The organism is Mesorhizobium sp. M5C.F.Ca.ET.164.01.1.1 (assembly GCF_004792125.1).
Lineage (GTDB): Bacteria > Pseudomonadota > Alphaproteobacteria > Rhizobiales > Rhizobiaceae > Mesorhizobium > Mesorhizobium wenxiniae.
The window spans coordinates 668,659-684,362 of record NZ_SRTG01000001.1; the positions used below are offsets into that span (position 1 = coordinate 668,659).

General features: G+C 64.7%; 14 protein-coding genes. 4 read left to right on the top strand and 10 right to left on the bottom strand.

From position 1 onward, the window contains the following. Window positions 1-90: 90 nt before the first annotated feature. Entirely contained in the window at window positions 91-1,260 is a 1,170-nt protein-coding gene (locus EN807_RS03190; RefSeq protein ID WP_135933852.1) for an AI-2E family transporter, read from the top strand. Window positions 1,261-1,415: 155 nt separating this feature from the next. Beyond that, window positions 1,416-2,417: an LLM class flavin-dependent oxidoreductase gene (locus EN807_RS03195; RefSeq protein WP_135933853.1), complete on the top strand. Its 1,002-nt coding sequence runs from the start codon at window positions 1,416-1,418 to the stop codon at window positions 2,415-2,417. A 312-nt stretch (window positions 2,418-2,729) separates the two neighbouring features. Here EN807_RS03195 and EN807_RS03200 read toward each other — a convergent pair whose 3' ends face one another. The 6 genes from EN807_RS03200 to EN807_RS03225 all read right to left on the bottom strand — a co-directional run bounded on the left by EN807_RS03200 (window position 2,730) and on the right by EN807_RS03225 (window position 9,902). Next, window positions 2,730-3,191, bottom strand: a complete 462-nt coding sequence (locus EN807_RS03200; RefSeq protein ID WP_135933854.1) for a MarR family transcriptional regulator — start codon at window positions 3,189-3,191, stop codon at window positions 2,730-2,732. Continuing rightward, the gene (locus EN807_RS03205) at window positions 3,188-3,772 is read right to left on the bottom strand and encodes an amino acid synthesis family protein (protein WP_135933855.1); all 585 of its coding nucleotides are present in this window, start codon (window positions 3,770-3,772) and stop codon (window positions 3,188-3,190) included. Before EN807_RS03205 ends, EN807_RS03200 begins: the two co-directional genes overlap by 4 nt. Beyond that, window positions 3,765-4,646: a UPF0280 family protein gene (locus EN807_RS03210; protein WP_135933856.1), complete on the bottom strand. Its 882-nt coding sequence runs from the start codon at window positions 4,644-4,646 to the stop codon at window positions 3,765-3,767. Before EN807_RS03210 ends, EN807_RS03205 begins: the two co-directional genes overlap by 8 nt. Beyond that, window positions 4,646-6,187 carry a 6-hydroxynicotinate reductase gene (locus EN807_RS03215; RefSeq protein WP_135933857.1) on the bottom strand — a complete coding sequence of 514 codons (1,542 nt, stop codon included), beginning with the start codon at window positions 6,185-6,187 and terminating at the stop codon, window positions 4,646-4,648. Before EN807_RS03215 ends, EN807_RS03210 begins: the two co-directional genes overlap by 1 nt. Continuing rightward, the gene (locus EN807_RS03220; protein WP_246684005.1) at window positions 6,184-8,958 is read right to left on the bottom strand and encodes a molybdopterin-dependent oxidoreductase; all 2,775 of its coding nucleotides are present in this window, start codon (window positions 8,956-8,958) and stop codon (window positions 6,184-6,186) included. The genes EN807_RS03215 and EN807_RS03220 overlap by 4 nt, the downstream gene beginning before the upstream one ends. A gap of 80 nt (window positions 8,959-9,038) precedes the next feature. Next, complete coding sequence (locus EN807_RS03225; protein ID WP_135933858.1) at window positions 9,039-9,902, bottom strand: xanthine dehydrogenase family protein subunit M; 864 nt, start codon at window positions 9,900-9,902, stop codon at window positions 9,039-9,041. 304 nt (window positions 9,903-10,206) lie between these two features. Here EN807_RS03225 and pncA point away from each other — a divergent pair, with 304 nt between their 5' ends. Beyond that, window positions 10,207-10,806 carry a bifunctional nicotinamidase/pyrazinamidase gene (pncA, locus tag EN807_RS03230; RefSeq protein WP_135933859.1) on the top strand — a complete coding sequence of 200 codons (600 nt, stop codon included), beginning with the start codon at window positions 10,207-10,209 and terminating at the stop codon, window positions 10,804-10,806. A gap of 41 nt (window positions 10,807-10,847) precedes the next feature. Beyond that, the gene (locus EN807_RS03235) at window positions 10,848-12,278 is read left to right on the top strand and encodes a sodium:proton antiporter (protein WP_135933860.1); all 1,431 of its coding nucleotides are present in this window, start codon (window positions 10,848-10,850) and stop codon (window positions 12,276-12,278) included. Here EN807_RS03235 and EN807_RS03240 read toward each other — a convergent pair whose 3' ends face one another. From EN807_RS03240 to EN807_RS03255, 4 genes are read right to left on the bottom strand one after another with little or no spacing between them, the layout of a single operon-like run. After that, a complete protein-coding gene (locus EN807_RS03240) occupies window positions 12,279-12,998 on the bottom strand; it encodes an ABC transporter ATP-binding protein (RefSeq protein ID WP_135933861.1) in 720 nt (239 codons plus the stop codon). Then, window positions 12,995-13,720, bottom strand: coding sequence for an ABC transporter ATP-binding protein (locus EN807_RS03245; protein ID WP_135933862.1), 726 nt, complete (start codon window positions 13,718-13,720; stop codon window positions 12,995-12,997). Before EN807_RS03245 ends, EN807_RS03240 begins: the two co-directional genes overlap by 4 nt. Continuing rightward, window positions 13,717-14,679 carry a branched-chain amino acid ABC transporter permease gene (locus EN807_RS03250; protein ID WP_127315494.1) on the bottom strand — a complete coding sequence of 321 codons (963 nt, stop codon included), beginning with the start codon at window positions 14,677-14,679 and terminating at the stop codon, window positions 13,717-13,719. Before EN807_RS03250 ends, EN807_RS03245 begins: the two co-directional genes overlap by 4 nt. Beyond that, the gene (locus EN807_RS03255; protein ID WP_135933863.1) at window positions 14,676-15,557 is read right to left on the bottom strand and encodes a branched-chain amino acid ABC transporter permease; all 882 of its coding nucleotides are present in this window, start codon (window positions 15,555-15,557) and stop codon (window positions 14,676-14,678) included. The genes EN807_RS03250 and EN807_RS03255 overlap by 4 nt, the downstream gene beginning before the upstream one ends. Between the last annotated feature and the right edge of the window lie 147 nt (window positions 15,558-15,704).

The window sequence follows — 15,704 nt, forward strand, 5'->3', positions numbered from 1 at the left end:
TGCGTCAACGCCGGCTAACGGAACTTTGAAGCCGCAAAGGCGTTTCCGCCCACGGTCTACGCCAATCGCGGTGTGCCGCCGAGGGCCAGAATGAAAGCCGAACCCGCCGCTTCGGGCGCAGGCGCTGCCGATAGCCCGGATTCGCGCGCCGAGGCGCGTGCGGATACCCATCTGATGCGTTCGCTGCTCGTTGGCATCTTCATCCTTATGGCGATCTTCGCGCTCTACTTCGCCCGTGCCTTCTTCATGCCGGTCATTCTGGCTTTCCTGCTGGCACTGACGCTGACGCCGATCGTCCGCTTCCTGCGCAAGCACGGCTTGCCCGATGCCATATCGGCGACATTGCTGGTGCTGCTGTCGTTCTGCGTCATCGCCGTCGCAGGCTATCTGCTCAGCGGCCCGGTCATCGACCTCATCAACAACACCTCGTCGATCGGCCAGCAGCTTGCGGAACGTCTGGCGCAACTGCGCCGTCCGTTCGAAAGGATCGTGGAGATCTCGCGTCAGATAGAGGGACTAACGCAGACCTCCCAGGAGCCCGGAGTTCAGAGGGTGGCCATGGCGCCATCGGGCATTCTCTCGCAAGCCGCCGGCAATGTGCTGTCGGCCGGCACCAGCGTCACCATTGTCTTCGTCCTGTCGCTGTTCCTGCTCGCCTCCGGCACGATGTTCTATGAGAAGATTGTCCAGTCCTTCCCCAATCTCAGCGAAAAGAAGCGGGCGCTGCGCGTCGTCTACGACGTTGAACGTGAAATCTCGCACTATCTGCTCACCGTCACGGTCATCAACGCGGGCCTCGGCACGGTCATCGGGCTCGGCCTGTGGGGCCTCGGCGTGCCCAACGCTCAGGTCTGGGGCGCGGCAGCGGCTCTGCTCAATTTCCTGCCCTATATCGGTGCGCTGATTACGATCACGCTGGTTACCGTCATCTCGCTGATCAGCTTCGAGACGATCTCCTATGCGCTGCTGGCGCCAGCATTCGTCATTTTGTGCGACGTCATCGAAGGCCAGTTCGTGACGCCGACTGTGGTTGGCCGCCGCCTCGAGATCAACGCCGTGGCGATCCTCATCGCCATTGCCTTCTGGTCCTGGTTGTGGGGCTTCGTCGGCGCTCTGATGGCCGTGCCGCTGCTGGTCGTCATCAAGGTGTTCTGCGATCATTTCGACGGCCTCAGCCATGTCGGCAATTTCCTGGCGGCGCAGCATACGGCGGTTGAGGACGAACAGATTTCAGAGACCGAGAAGGCGGCGGGCGTATGATCCGGGAACCGAGATAAGTTCCGGAGGGAATCCCTCGGACTCAAATGCCAGAGCGTCCTTTGCGGCTGCTTGGACGCGCGGCGTCTGTTCAATTTTTTGAATTTGCGGCCGTGGCGGTCGCTTCCTACATCCCTCCCGTCCACAGGATCCCCGCCATGCCCGTCCTTTCCGTCCTCGACCTGTCGCCGATCATCGAAGGCAGCAACGCTTCGCAATCGCTCGCCAATTCACTCGATCTCGCCCGCCATGCCGAGCGGCTGGGATACAGGCGCTATTGGCTGGCCGAGCATCACAACATGCCGGGCATCGCCAGCGCCGCCACCTCCGTCGTCATTGCCCACGTCGCCGGCGGCACCACGACAATACGCGTCGGCGCCGGCGGCATCATGCTGCCCAACCATTCGCCGCTGGTCATCGCCGAGCAGTTCGGCACGCTTAACGCATTGCATCCCGGCCGCATCGACCTCGGCCTCGGCCGGGCGCCGGGCACCGACATGGGCACGGCGCGCGCGCTGCGCCGCAATCTCGAGGCCGGCGCCGACAGTTTCCCGCAGGATGTCGTCGAGCTGATGGACTATTTCCAGCCGGCCGAAGACGGTCAGCGTATCCGCGCCGTGCCCGGCGAGGGCCAGCAGGTGCCGATCTGGATCCTTGGCTCAAGCCTCTATGGCGCACAGCTCGCAGCCATGCTCGGCCTGCCCTACGCCTTCGCCTCGCATTTCGCACCGGCCGAACTCGACCACGCACTGGAGATCTACCGCTCGCGCTTCCAGCCATCGAAGCAGCTTGACAAGCCCCATGTTATGCTCGGCCTCAATGTGTTCGCTGCGCCCTCCGATGCCGAGGCGCGGCTGCTGTTCACTTCGCTGCAGCAGGCCTTCGTCAATCTGCGCACCGGCCGGCCCGGCCGATTGCCGCCGCCGGTCGAGGGATATGAGCGCGACCTCGATCCGATGGCCAAAACCATGCTTGGCCAGGCGCTGTCCTGCGCCGTCGTCGGCGCCCCGGAAACGGTCAGGCAAGGCATAGAAGCCTTTATCCGTCGCACCGGTGCCGACGAGCTGATGGTCACCGCGCAGATTTTCGATCACGCAGCGCGGGTGCGATCCTTCGAGATCCTGAGCGACGCCCACAAATCGCTGTCGGAAGCGGCCTGACAGCGGCACGGCTGGAAAGCCGTTCTGTAGCGATGCCTCGCGCCCGCTCTGGCCTGCCGGACACCTCCCGGATGGGATTGCCGTCATCACGGCTTTCGCCAGTCGCCAACGTCGCGGGAGTGCGTGGGCGCGGTGCTGACGCTGCCGATCTCCCGGTCCAAACACCCCCAAACTGGGGGAGATGGCCGGAGCCCCAACGAGGAGACCTCGTCGACGGTCACAAGCTACGGCGCTTACCTTGCCGCCATGGATGCCGGTCGCGAGCAAGGATGCCGGCAGGCAGGTGAGGGGTAGCGATGGCCGAGGCCGTGCTCAAGCCAGCTTGGCCAAAAGCTTCATGAAAATGGCGGCCTCCTTGGCGGAAAGCGGCGCCAGCGTTTCCTCCGTGATGTCGCGGGCGATCGGGATCAGCCGCTCGACGGCATCGCGGCCCTCAGCGGTCAAACTGACCAGCAGGCGCCTTTTGTCGACCTCATGCTTGGAAAGCTCGACCAGGCCGCGCGCCTTGAGCCGGTCGATGACGCCTTTCACCGTCGCCGCATCCATGGCGATCAGGCTGCCAAGCTGGTTCTGCGAGGTCTCGCCGACATCGTGCAATTTGGCCAGGGCGGCGAACTGCGGCGGTGTCAGGTCGGCGATGTGCGCGGCGAAGATCGAGACATGGCGCTGGTGCGCCTTGCGCAGGATGAAGCCGACCTGTTCCTGCAAGCGGTAATCGTTTTCGTCGGGCTCCTCGGCCTCGACCAGCTTGAGCTTGACGTCTTCGGCGCTCACCGCAGTCCGTCCCAAGCTTTGATGTCTGTTGCCGCGAGGCCGCCCATGCGGTCGTGCACGCGCGGGCCGCAGGTCATGGCGAGGCAGAACAGGATCTCATTGGGACGAGGCCCGTCGCTGATGCCGACCTCCATGGCATCGAAATGGCTGCGCACATAGGCGGCGTTGATATGGCCGAGCGGTACGTCGAGCCGCGAGCCGAAGGCACCGACCTTCTTTGCCGATGGCACGATCGCCTTGGCGTCGCCGAGCCGCTCGCGCATCGCATAGCCCCCAGGCACATGCCACAGCGCGCCATGCTCCAGCTCACCCGCGATACCGACGATGGCGCCTTTGCCGTAGCCGTCGATCTGCTTCACGTCGCCGCCCAATGCGGCGATCAGCTTGTCGGAAAGCAGCAGCCCGAGCGGCTTCAGATCGTCCATGGCGCTCTGCAGGTCCTCCACGTAGCGGCCGGCGAACGGGTTGTTCACCACCGCCATGGCGGCGGCACGGCGGCGCGGCACCTTTGCCACCGGCCCGCCGTCGTGAAATATCTCCTCGGTCAGCACGGCAACCTTGCGGATCGCAAACTCAGACATGGGCAATTTCCTTCCTTGGTTTCTCACTGGGCGCAGTGAGCGCCATGGGACCGGCGATCCGTGCCTGACCGGCAAGGAACAGCGCTGAAGCGGCAATCAGGTCGTGTCGCCGAAACTCTTCGGCGACCGCGAGTCCGCTGTCCAGCGCGGCGGCTATTTCGCCTGATGAAAGCACGCCGACGGCTTGGGTGACCAGGCGATCGCCAAGGTCGCTGTCGGGCGCCAGATCGCACGCCGGCACGCGCTCGATAGCGGGATGACCGGGCAGGTCGACGGCGTTGGCGATCAGGGTCGCGGCGGCATCGGCTTCAGCACCCGTCCGCGCCAGCACGGTCACGGCGTCGGCGATGCCGAGCGAAAAGGAACGGCCGCGCCAGCCGCTGGTCGCGACGCCGCTGATCCCGTCTTCGGCGCGGATCGTGATCCGGTCCGCCAGTCCATGACCTGTCCCGGCAATGGCGAGGGTCATGGACCGGCCGTTGCCGAGATGGATCGCGCTGTCGCCGCCATTGTTGACGTAGGCGCGATCGAGCCGGCGCCCGGCCAGCAACGCGCCAAGCATTTCGTCGGCTACCGAACCGGCGACGGCGGCCATGGGTGTGATGAATTGTTCCGCCAGCGGATTGACCGCCGCTTCCATGCGCCGTGCCGTCGGGCCAGCGAAAGCATGTGGCCGCAAGGAGGCTGGCCGGCGCAGTTCTGGCAGCTCTTCGACGAGTTCCGACAGGATTGTTTGAAACCGCGCCACCGCCTGGCCATAGGCGGCGCGGCATTCGCTCGCATCGCCAAATGCCTCGATGATCAGGTCGATCGGGCCATGATTGAGATGCAGCCGCCTGCCGTCCTCAAGCCAATGCGCCTGCGGGCCGTTCATCACTTGACCCCGTTGCCCGCTGCGCGCCGCAACTGCGCCAGCGGCGGCCACGGATTGGTGGCCGGCGCAGCCGTGCCGCGGCGCGGATTGAGATACTCGCCGCCTTTGGCGAGAATGTCATCGACGCTGCGGATCTCGGCTTCGTAGCCGCCGAGCCTGACATAGTCGTCGCGGCGCAGGGTGAACTCGATCGGCGCGACCAGCGCCGGTGTCGGCACATAGCCGAAGGCGTTTTCCGGCACGCGGGTGACGTCGACCATCAGCGTGATGCCGCCGCCCGGCCAGACATAGACCGGCGCGCCGCCAACGGTCACATAAGTCGTTAGGCCCTGCACCGAGCGGGTCAGATTGACCGGGTTCTCGGTGACGCCAGCGCGCAGCGAACCGCCGGCACCGCCGACGAACAGCACGGTGCACAGCGCCGGCTCGCAATTGTCCTCGATCAGGCCGACGGACTTCTGCAGCCGCTCCGGGAACGGTTTTTGCACCGGCTTCAAATCGGCGTCGAGCTCGTAATAGGCGAACTGCTCGCCGGTCGTCGAGACCATCAGCAGCGACAGGCCCGGACACGCGCCCTTTTTCGCATTCCACTCGCCAAGGATCGACAGCGGATCGGAAATGCTGGTGCCGCCCCAGCCGAGACCCGGCTCCGAGACCTTGAAATAGCGGCCCGGGGTCGAGCGGCGGCCGATGATCTTGATGCCGGTATCCTGCCAGCCCAGCACCTTGCCTGCCTGATGCTCGGAGACGACGCCGGTGATGTGGTCGTCGACCACCACCACCTCGTCGACCAGACCGCGCCACTGGGTGGCGAACATGCCGATTGTGGCAGAGCCGCAGCCGACGCGCATGCGGTGTTCGAGCTTGCCGTCGATGACCGGCGGCTTGCCGGCTTCGACGATGACCGCAGCACCGTCGTCGATGGTGAGTTCGACCGGCTTGCGGTTGCACAGATTGAGCAGCGCATCGCAGGTGGCGCGGCCTTCGGCTTTCGAGCCGCCGGTCAAGTGGTGCACGCCGCCCAGCGACAGCATCTGCGAACCATATTCGCCTGTCGTGACATGGCCGATTGCCTCGCCTCCGGCGCGGACCGTCGCCGTTTCGGGGCCGATATGACGGTCAGTATCGATCTTCACCTTGACGCCGCAGTAGGAGAAGATGCCCTCGGTGACCACGGTAACGAGATCGACGCCTTCGACCTCCTGGCTGACGATGAAAGGGGCCGGCTTGTAGTCGGGGTAGGTGGTGCCGGCGCCGATCGCGGTGACGAAGCCGCGGCCGGTGTTGACCAGTTCGCCGTCCCAGGCCTCGCCCTCGGCAACGAACGGCACGACCGCGCCACCGGTCTCTGTCGCGTGGTCGAGGATGGTCAGCGGATCCATCCGCACGATCCTGCCGTCGACATTGCCATAGCGATCACAGGCGCCGGTACGGCCGTCTGATATGTAGCACATGACCGGGCAGGCATCGCAGCGTATCTTCTCCGCCACCTGCTTCTCGCCGGGATCATGCGTCTCGAAGCGCTCGGCAAGCTCGCTCATCGGCGCGCCTCCTTTTCCCGGATCGCGGCGCGGATGCGGCTCGGTGTCGCTGGGATTTTGGTGACCAGGACGCCGGTGGCATGCCGTATGGCATTGAGGATCGCGGGCGCGGTCGGGATCAGCACGTGTTCGCCCAGACCCTTGGCGCCAAAGGGTCCTTCCGGATCCGGAACTTCGATCAGGATGGTCTCGATCGGCGGTACGTCACCGATCGTCGGGATGAGATAGTCGTGCAGATTCTCGGTGCGGCCGGGGATGTATTCCTCCATCAGCGCCATGCCGATGCCTTGTGCGATGCCGCCCTCGATCTGGCCTTCGGCGAGCAGCGGATTGATTGCCTTGCCGACATCATGCGCAGCGGTGATCTTGATCAGCTTCGCCGTGCCGAGCTTGAGGTCGACCTCCAGCTCGGCGATCTGCGCGCCGTAGCCGTAGACCGCGTAAGGCTTGCCCTGGCCCTTGGCGTCGAGCGGCAATGTCGGCGGGTCGTAGCTTTCCTCGGCGCGGAAGACGAAGCCATCGGCATCGGCCTTCATCGCGGACAAATCGACATGCCGTGTCGCTTCGCCCTCGCGGATGATCAGGCTTGTGCCATCCAGAGCGATCGCCGCCTTCTCCGACACATTGGCAAAGCGCAGCATGGTCTCGCGCAAGGCTCGGCCAGCCTTTTCGGCGGCCTTGCCGGACACGAAGGTCTGGCGCGAGGCGGACGTCTTGCCGGCGTCCGGCGTGATCGCCGTGTCGGCGCTTTTCAGCGTGAATCTTTCCAGCGGCAGGCCGAGCGCGTCGGCGCAGATCTGGGCAATGACCGTGTTCGAGCCTTGCCCGATGTCAACCGCACCCTGATGCAGGACGACATCGCCGGAGGCGGAGATGCCGACCTTGATGGTCGACGGATTGGGCAGCGAGGTGTTGCCGCAGCCATACCAGCAGGAGGCGACACCGACGCCGCGTTTTTTTGTGCTGCTGCCGGCGTTGAACAACTCGGCATCGACAAGCGCGCGCATCCAATGCGGCCGCAGCGCTTCAAGGCACTCGGCGATGCCGACGCCCGATTCCAGCCTCTGCCCAGTAACCGTTTCGGAGCCGTTACGAAGGCAGCTTTTCAGCCGAAAATCGAGCCGATCCAGTCCAAGCTTTTCGGCCAGCTCGTCATAGAGCGTCTCCTGCATGATCGTCGCCTGCGGCACGCCGAAGCCGCGGAAGGCGCCGGAGATCGGGCCGTTTGTGTGGATGGCGCGGCCTTCGGCGCGATAGTTCGGCGTTGCATAGGGACCGGAGGCATGCACCGGCACGCGGTTGGCGACGGTCGGACCCCAGCTGGCATAGGCGCCGGTGTTGAAATCGCCTGCAAAGACCATGCCGATGATGCGGCCATCGGCATCGGCGCCGATGGTCGCCTTCATCTCAGCGGGATGGCGCTTGGTGGTCGAGATCATTGATTCATTGCGGGTGTAGGCGAGTGCGGCCGGCCGCCCGGTCTTCATGGCGACTAGGCCGATGAGAGGCTGCAACGAGACATCGAGCTTGGAGCCGAAGCCGCCGCCGGTGGCGGTCGGCACGATGCGCACCTTGTCGACGGCAAGGCCAAGCACCTTTGCCACGTCGTCGCGGTCCATGTAGGGCGCCTGCGTGCAGGCGACGACGACGAGGGTTTCGCCATCCATGTAGGAATAGCCGGCTTCCGGCTCGATATAGGCGTGCTCGACATAGGACGTGTCGATGGCGCCGGAAACGGTGAAGGCAGCGCCGGCAAGCGCGGCTTCGGGGTCGCCGCGCTCGACAAAGCCAGTAGTGAGCAGGTTTGCCGGCCGATTTTCGTGGATCAGTTGTGCGCCGCCGGCTTGCGCCTCACAAGTCTGCAGAACGTGCGGCAACTCAGTCCAACGAACAGGGAAATCCGAAAGGTCGAGATCGAGCATGGCCTCGCGCTCACCGGCAACCAGCGCCACCGCCTCGCCGCGAAAACGCGAAAAACCTTCGGCCAGCGCCGGCTGATCGGCAAAAGGCGCAATCACGCCGAAGCTGTTCTTTCCAGGAATGTCGGCAGCGGTGTAGACGCCGACGGCGCCGGGATGAGCTTTTATCCAGGCGTCGAGATCGCCGAAAGCGAAGCGGGCATGATAATGCGGCGAGCGGACCACCAGCACCGCCAGCGCATCGGCCGGAAAGGAATCGCCGCCGAATTTTTCGCCACCAGTGACTTTCGGCAGGCCGTCGAGCCTGATCGGCGACGAACCGACGGCGTGGCCGGACTGCGGCATGCGGCGGTCGACGCCATAGGCATGGCGCGACGCATCCATCACCGCTGCGATGATCTTTCGATAGCCGGTGCAGCGGCACAGGACGCCGCCCAGTGCATCCTGGGTTTCAGCCTCGGTTGGATTGGGTTTGCTGTCGAGAAGTGCGGTCGCCGCGACCAGCAGGCCGGGTGTGCAGATGCCACACTGCGCTGCGCCATGATCGAGGAACGAGGCCTGCAGCGCTGATAATCTGCCGTTGGCGAGACCCTCGACGGTCGTCACCACGGTGCCAGCGGCAGAAGCCACTGACATGAGGCAGGCGCAGACCGGTTCGCCATCGACAAGCACCGTGCAAGCGCCGCAGTCGCCGGCGTCGCAGCCGACCTTGGTGCCGGTCAGGTGCAACTCGTCGCGCAGCACCGAAGAGAGACGGCGAACCGGCGGCACGCAGACAGAAACGGCGGCGCCGTTGATCTTGAAAGCGATGTCGGCGCGTTCCATGCTCATGCCAGGCTGAGCCATGCTCATGCCAGGCTGAGCTCCGGTCATGCCAGGCTGAGCTCCGGTCATGCCGGGCTGAGCTTCGCTGATGCTAGGTTGAGCTTTGCTCATGCCGCCACCGCTTTGTCGCTCGACGGGTAACCCGCGGCATCCAGTACGGCGCGGACGACGATCTCACGCGCGGCGTCCAGCCGGTATTCGGCGCTGCCGCGCACATCGCCGATCGGCGACAGCTCGTCCATCGGTGCGGACTGGATCGCGGTGGCGAGAGCTTGGTCGACCGGGAGCCCCCGCAAGGCTGCTTCGACGCCCGAGAGACGCTTGGCGACAACCGAGCAGGAGCCGACGGCGACGGCAGCATTGCCGATGATGCCGTCCTCAACGGTCAGGCGGGCCGCCGCCATGGCTATGGAAATCACCAGATAGCGACGCGCGCCGAGTTTTACGAAAGCCGACGCCCCGGTGGCCGCGTTTTTCGGCACGCGGATGGCGGTCACCATTTCGCCCGGCTGCAGTTCCGTGCGGCGGTTTCCCAGGATGAAGTTTTGCAGCGGCAGATGGCGGACCATCGCCACCGAGCGCAGTTCGACCTCGGCGTCGAGAATGAGCAGCGCCGGCACGCCATCGGCGGCCGGGGAGGCATTGCAGAGATTGCCGGCGATGGAGGCGACGTTCTGAATCTGCACGGACCCGACTTCGCGCGCCGCCTGCTTCAGCGCATCGAAAGCCGCCGGCAGCGGATTACAGACAAGATCGGTCCAGGTCGTGCGCGCGCCGATGACCCAATGGTCCTCGGTCTGGGCGATACCACGCAGCGCCGCCAGACCGTTGATGTCGAGGACATTTTCGCGGAAAGGCTTGGCTCCTTGTGCCGGGTAGAAATCGGTGCCGCCGGCAAGAATGCGCCACGAAGCCTCGCCAAGCAAAGCGAGCGCCTCGTCTATGGTGGTGGGTTTCGCGTAACGGATCACGCCTTGCCTCCCCGAAATAGGGATCCTTCCGGCATCCGAAACCGGTCAATTTCATTCGTATGCAAATGATATCAAGCCGGCAGAAATTGTCAAAGCCAGAGTTTTGCGCCGGCGCCGGCATCGGCGCGACGGCACGCATTTGTTACGCCCTTGGAGTTGACGCAGCCGGCCATCTGGTCGAGTTTCTGCATCCGGTCGCGTCAGCGGCATTTTTCGGTGGAGCCTGGGTGAGAATACCGGATTCCACGTTGCGGCAGACTTCCGGTTCGGGTCATGCCTCCGCGACAAACAAGAGGAAGGCTCCATGGCCGACGAAGCGCTTGTCATCATCGACCTGCAGAACGATTTCTGCCCGGGCGGCGCGCTGGCGGTGGCCGGCGGCGACGAGATCGTGCCGCTGGTCAACGACCTGATCCGGCGGACCGAACATGTCGTGCTGACGCAGGACTGGCATCCCGCCGGCCATTCGAGTTTTGCCTCCAGTCATCCCGGCAAGCAGCCGTTCGAGACGATCGAGATGCCTTACGGCCAGCAGACGCTGTGGCCGGACCACTGCATCCAGGGCAGCCTAGGCTCCGACTTTCACTCCGGCCTCGCCTGGACCAAGGCCGAACTGGTCATCCGCAAGGGCTTCCGGCCGGCGATCGACAGCTATTCGGCCTTCTTCGAGAACGACCATACGACGCCGACCGGTCTTGCCGGGTATCTAAGGGAGCGCGGCATCGACACGCTGACCCTGGTTGGTCTTGCGACCGATTTCTGTGTCGCCTTTTCGGCGCTCGATGCGGTCAAGCAGGGCTTCCACACAACAGTGCGGCTCGACGGCTGCCGCGGCATCAATCTCAACCGGTCCGTCGAGACGATGCTGAATCGGATGCGCGATGCCGGCGTGACGCTGGCTTGAACATCACCAATCGCATCCGACACAATTCCAGAGGGGGCTTTATGCGGTTTGCGGCGGCTTTGACGGCGGGCGCAGTGGTGGCAGCCGCAACCCTGTTTCCGGGAATAGCGCTCGCAGCCGAGGCCCACGAGTTGCCGGGCCAAACAATGTCGTTGTGGTGGGCGCTGCCCTTTGCCGGCCTGCTGCTGTCGATCGCCACCGGACCATTGCTCTTCCACCATGTCTGGGAGCATCACTACGGCAAGATCACCTTCTTCTGGGCGGCGCTCGCGGTCGTGCCGCTGGCGGTGGCGTTCGGCATGCCTTCGGCCACAGACGCGGTATTGCACGCGCTGCTCACCGAATACATGTCGTTCATCATTCTTCTGTTTGCGCTGTTCACCATTTCAGGCGGCATCCTCGTCGCCGGCAACATCCATGGCACGCCGCTGGTGAATGCCGGATTGCTGCTGATCGGGGCGATGCTCGCCTCAGTCATCGGCACGACCGGCGCCTCGATGATCCTGATCCGGCCGATCCTGCGCGCCAACGACAACCGGCCGTTCAATGCCCATGTCGTCATCTTCTTCATTTTCCTGGTGTCCAACATCGGCGGGTCGCTGACGCCGCTCGGCGACCCGCCGCTGTTCGTCGGCTTTCTGCGCGGCGTCGATTTCTTCTGGACCACCACCAACCTCTATCAGGAGACACTCTTCGTCGGCGGCCTGGTGCTGGCCGTCTTCCTGGCCATGGACATCATCCTGCATCGCCGCGAGGCCGGCGCGCCAAAGATCAAGGATCCAACACCGGACACGAAGGTGCGCATCCGCGGCCTGCCCAACGTCCCGCTGCTGGCCGGGGTGATCGGCGCGATCCTGCTTTCCGCGACCTGGAAGCCGGGCGTGGCTTTCTCCGTCCAGGGCGTGAGCCTTGAACTGCAGAACCTCGTGCGCGACGCCATCATCCTGGCGCTTGCCTTCCTTTCGCTCGGCGTCTCCCAGAAAAGCCACAGGCAGGCGAACAACTTCCACTGGGAGCCGATCGCCGAGGTGGCGAAATTGTTTGCCGGCATCTTCATCTGCATCGTGCCGGTCATCGCCATTCTCAGGGCCGGCCCCGACGGCGCGCTGGCACCGCTGGTCTCGCTTGTCAGCTCGCCGACGGGCGAGCCAATCGACCTCGCTTATTTCTGGATGACTGGAGCGCTGTCATCCTTCCTCGACAATGCGCCGACCTATCTGGTGTTCTTCGAGCTCGCCGGCGGCGATCCGCAACATCTGATGACCACCCTCGCCTCGACGCTCGCGGCGATCTCGGCCAGCGCGGTGTTCATGGGCGCCAACACCTATATCGGCAATGCGCCGAACTTCATGGTCTACGCCATTGCCAGACATCGCGGCGTGAAAATGCCGGGCTTCTTCGGCTACATGGCATGGTCGGGCGCGGTGCTGATCCCGATATTCCTGATCGCGGGTTTTCTATTCTTTGGCTGATCAGCCGACGCCGACATAGCGGCGGACCGCCGACGGATCGGCGCGGAGCTCCTCGACATCGACGGTCTCGCGGTTGCGGCCGTTTTCGATGAACGAGACCCGGTCGGCGACGGACAGCACGGCATCGACGCGCTGCTCGACCAGGATCGTCGAGACGCCAAGGTCGCGCAGCTTCGCTACCGTCTCGCGAATCCTGGCGATCATTGACGGCATCAGCCCTTCGGTCGGCTCGTCGAGCAGAAGCACCTGCGGTTCGAGACACAGGGCCCGTGCCATCGCCAGCATCTGCTGCTCGCCGCCCGACAGCGTGCCGGAGCGTTGTCTCAGTCGCTGGCGCAGCAGCGGGAAAAGGTCGAGCACGTTTTCGCGCGTCGTCTTGCCCTTGCCGCGGGCCAACAGGCCGACCTCGATGTTTTCCGCCACCGTCATCTCGGCGAACAGCCGCCGGCCCTGCGGCACATAAGCGACGCCGGCCTTCGGCACGTCATGCGCCGACAGGCCGGTCAGCTCCTTGCCGTCTAGCCTGATCGAGCCGGCGCGTGAGGGAACGAGGCCCATGATCGCCTTCAGCGTCGTCGTCTTGCCGGCGCCGTTGCGGCCAAACAGGCAAAGCACCTCGCCCTTGTTCAACACGAGGTCGAGGCCGTAGAGCACCTGGACCTCGCCGTAGAAGCAGTCGAGCCCGGAGATGGTCAGTGCTTCAGACCGTTTTTCAGTCATGGGGCGGTCCCCAAATAGGCGTCCTGCACTTCGGCATTGGCACGGACCTGCTCGGGCGTGCCTTCGGCCAGGATCTTGCCGGCGTTGAAGACGGTGATGCGGTCGGCAAGCTGCATGACCACCGGCATGTTGTGTTCTATCAGAAGCACGGTGGCGCTTTTGGCGATCCCGCGCACCAGCCCGATAAAATTGTCGATCTCGCTGTCGGCCAGCCCCTGCGTCGGCTCGTCGAGAATCAGCAGGCGCGGTTTTAGCGCCAGCCCCATCGCCACTTCGAGCAGGCGCTGATGGCCATAGGACAATTGCCCGGCCGGCATGTGAGAGCGGTCGGCGAGGCCGGTGCGCTCCAGCGCCGCCATGGCGCCGGCATGCACGGCGCCTTTCGAGCGGCCGTCGGTCAGCGTGCGCTGCACCGGCAGTGCGACGTTGTCGTAAGCGGTGAGATTGGCAAAGACGCTGGTGATCTGGAAGGTGTAGGCGATGCCAAGGCGGACCCTGGCGTAGGCTGGCAGGCTGGTGATGTCGGCCCCGTCGAAGACGATCATGCCCGACGACGGCTGGATGCGGCCGCTGACCAGGCTGACAAAGGTGGTCTTGCCGGCGCCGTTGGGGCCGATGACGGCACGAATCTCGCCCGGCATGAGGGCGAAGTCGACGCCGTCAACGGCGCGCAGGCCGCCGAAATTGCGGGACAGGCCCTTGGTCGTCAGCAGCGGCATCATGGCAGCCATCCCAGCCAGCGCTGGCGGATGGTGCCGAGGATGCCCTTGGGGAAGAACAGCACCAGCAGGATGAGGGCGATGCCGACGATCAGCAGATAGGCCGAGGTGTAGCCGCTGGTGATGTCGACGACATAGTACATGAACAGCGTGCCGATCAGCGGACCGAGCGTGGTCGCAGCACCGCCGAGCAGCACCCAGAGCAGCGGCAGGATGGAATATTGCACCGAGGCGAAGGTCGAGCCGACATAACCGAACAGCAGCGCGTAGGCGGCGCCCGAAGCCGCGCAGATCGTGCCGGAGACGACGACCGCGGCGAGCTTGTTGGAAAACGTGTCGTAGCCGAGCATCTTGGTCCGCTCCTCGTTTTCGCGAATGGCGACCAGCACACGGCCATACCTGGAGCGGACGATAACGAGCGCCACCAGCAGCACTATCGAGAACAGGGCGAGCGCGCTCATGTAGCGCACGGTCGGGTCGGTGAGGCCGAGCGACGCATCGCCCAAAACAAGCACACGCGCCGACTGCGGCACGACCAGGCCCTGATCGCCGCCGGTCCAGGCCGCGAAATAGAGGATTATGAGATAGAACACCTGCGCGAACATCATGGTGACGATCATGAAGGCAACGCCGGAAGTACGCAGCGCCAGCACCCCGATCACCAGCGCGAGAAGCGCGCCGCATGCAAGGCCGGCGGCGAAGGCGGCCGGCACGCTCCAGCCGAGATGGATGACGGCAAGGCCTGCGCCATAGAGCCCAGCCGAAAAGAACATGGCGTGGCCGAGGCTGAGCAACCCGACATAGCCGAACAGCATGTTGTAGCCCATGGCGAAGACCGCCAGCACCATGATGCGGGCGAGCAGCCCGTGATGATATTCCGGCAGGACGAAGCTTAGGGTGAAAAGCAGCGCGATGACGCCCAGATGCAACGTATAGGCTTTTGCCGGTGAAGCCTCCTTCATCGCGATGCCGTTCCAAACAGGCCTTGCGGCCGGAACACCAGCACCATGGCAACCAGCAGCGTGGCGATGATCTTGGCGAGCGTCGGCGAGAAGAACACCGAGATGATGCCGTCCGACAAGCCGATGAGCACGGCAGCGACGACGGTGCCGCGCAGCGAGCCGAGCCCGCCGATGATGACGACGATGAAGGACAGCAGCAGCGGGTCCTGGCCCATCAGATAGTGCGCCTGGCTGATCGGGACGATCAGCACGGCGGCCACCGCCGCCAGCATGGCGCCGAGCGCGAAGACGCCCGCATAGACGCGGTCGACCGGAATGCCGAAGGCCTGCGCCGTCTCGCGGTCATATTGCGTGGCGCGCATGACGAGGCCGATTTTCGTACGCGTCAGCACGAACCACGTCGCGACCAGCAGGAGCGCCGATGCGGCGATGACTGACAGCTTGTAGCCGGAGTAGCCGAACCACGGCAAAAGGATGCGATAGCTGAAGGGCGGCTCCACCGGCCGTGCCTCCGGACCGTAGAAGGTCAGCGCCAGTTGCTGGATGATGTAGAGTATGCCGATGGTGGCGACGATGGTGGCTTCCGGATTGTAATTCAGCCGGCGCAGCACCAGCCGTTCGGAGACGAGCGCGATCAGACCGACGATCAGCGGCGCCAGCACGAGGGCGGCCAGGAAGCCGAGCGCCGGATGGCCTGATATCGCCGTGGAGATCGCCCAGGCAAGCACCGCGCCGAGCATGAAGAACTCGCCATGGGCGACATTGACGACGCGCATGACGCCGAATACCAGCGACAGGCCGAGCGCCGTCAGCGCCAGCACGGCGGAGGTGACGAGGCCTTCGAGGGCGGCGAGGAGGAGGTGGGGTCCGAAGGCCATTATGCGCTGGCAGGTGCGAGAAGCACCGCCCTCTGTCCTGCCGGACATCTCCCCCTCAAGGGAGGAGATTGGCTGTCACCGGCCTCACGCTCCGTTCTGCGGGGCGGCAAGAAAATAGGCGTCGATGAAGGAGTGACCTCCCCCTTT

Bases quoted from the DNA above. Each gene is read 5' to 3' on its own strand.
- EN807_RS03190 (WP_135933852.1), top strand. From the start codon at position 91: ATGAAAGCCGAACCCGCCGCTTCGGGCGCAGGCGCTGCCGATAGCCCG.
- EN807_RS03195 (WP_135933853.1), top strand. From the start codon at position 1,416: ATGCCCGTCCTTTCCGTCCTCGACCTGTCGCCGATCATCGAAGGCAGC.
- EN807_RS03205 (WP_135933855.1), bottom strand. From the start codon at position 3,772: ATGTCTGAGTTTGCGATCCGCAAGGTTGCCGTGCTGACCGAGGAGATA.
- EN807_RS03210 (WP_135933856.1), bottom strand. From the start codon at position 4,646: ATGAACGGCCCGCAGGCGCATTGGCTTGAGGACGGCAGGCGGCTGCAT.
- EN807_RS03215 (WP_135933857.1), bottom strand. From the start codon at position 6,187: ATGAGCGAGCTTGCCGAGCGCTTCGAGACGCATGATCCCGGCGAGAAG.
- EN807_RS03220 (WP_246684005.1), bottom strand. From the start codon at position 8,958: ATGAGCATGGCTCAGCCTGGCATGAGCATGGAACGCGCCGACATCGCT.
- pncA (WP_135933859.1), top strand. From the start codon at position 10,207: ATGGCCGACGAAGCGCTTGTCATCATCGACCTGCAGAACGATTTCTGC.
- EN807_RS03235 (WP_135933860.1), top strand. From the start codon at position 10,848: ATGCGGTTTGCGGCGGCTTTGACGGCGGGCGCAGTGGTGGCAGCCGCA.
- EN807_RS03240 (WP_135933861.1), bottom strand. From the start codon at position 12,998: ATGACTGAAAAACGGTCTGAAGCACTGACCATCTCCGGGCTCGACTGC.
- EN807_RS03245 (WP_135933862.1), bottom strand. From the start codon at position 13,720: ATGATGCCGCTGCTGACGACCAAGGGCCTGTCCCGCAATTTCGGCGGC.
- EN807_RS03250 (WP_127315494.1), bottom strand. From the start codon at position 14,679: ATGAAGGAGGCTTCACCGGCAAAAGCCTATACGTTGCATCTGGGCGTC.
- EN807_RS03255 (WP_135933863.1), bottom strand. From the start codon at position 15,557: ATGGCCTTCGGACCCCACCTCCTCCTCGCCGCCCTCGAAGGCCTCGTC.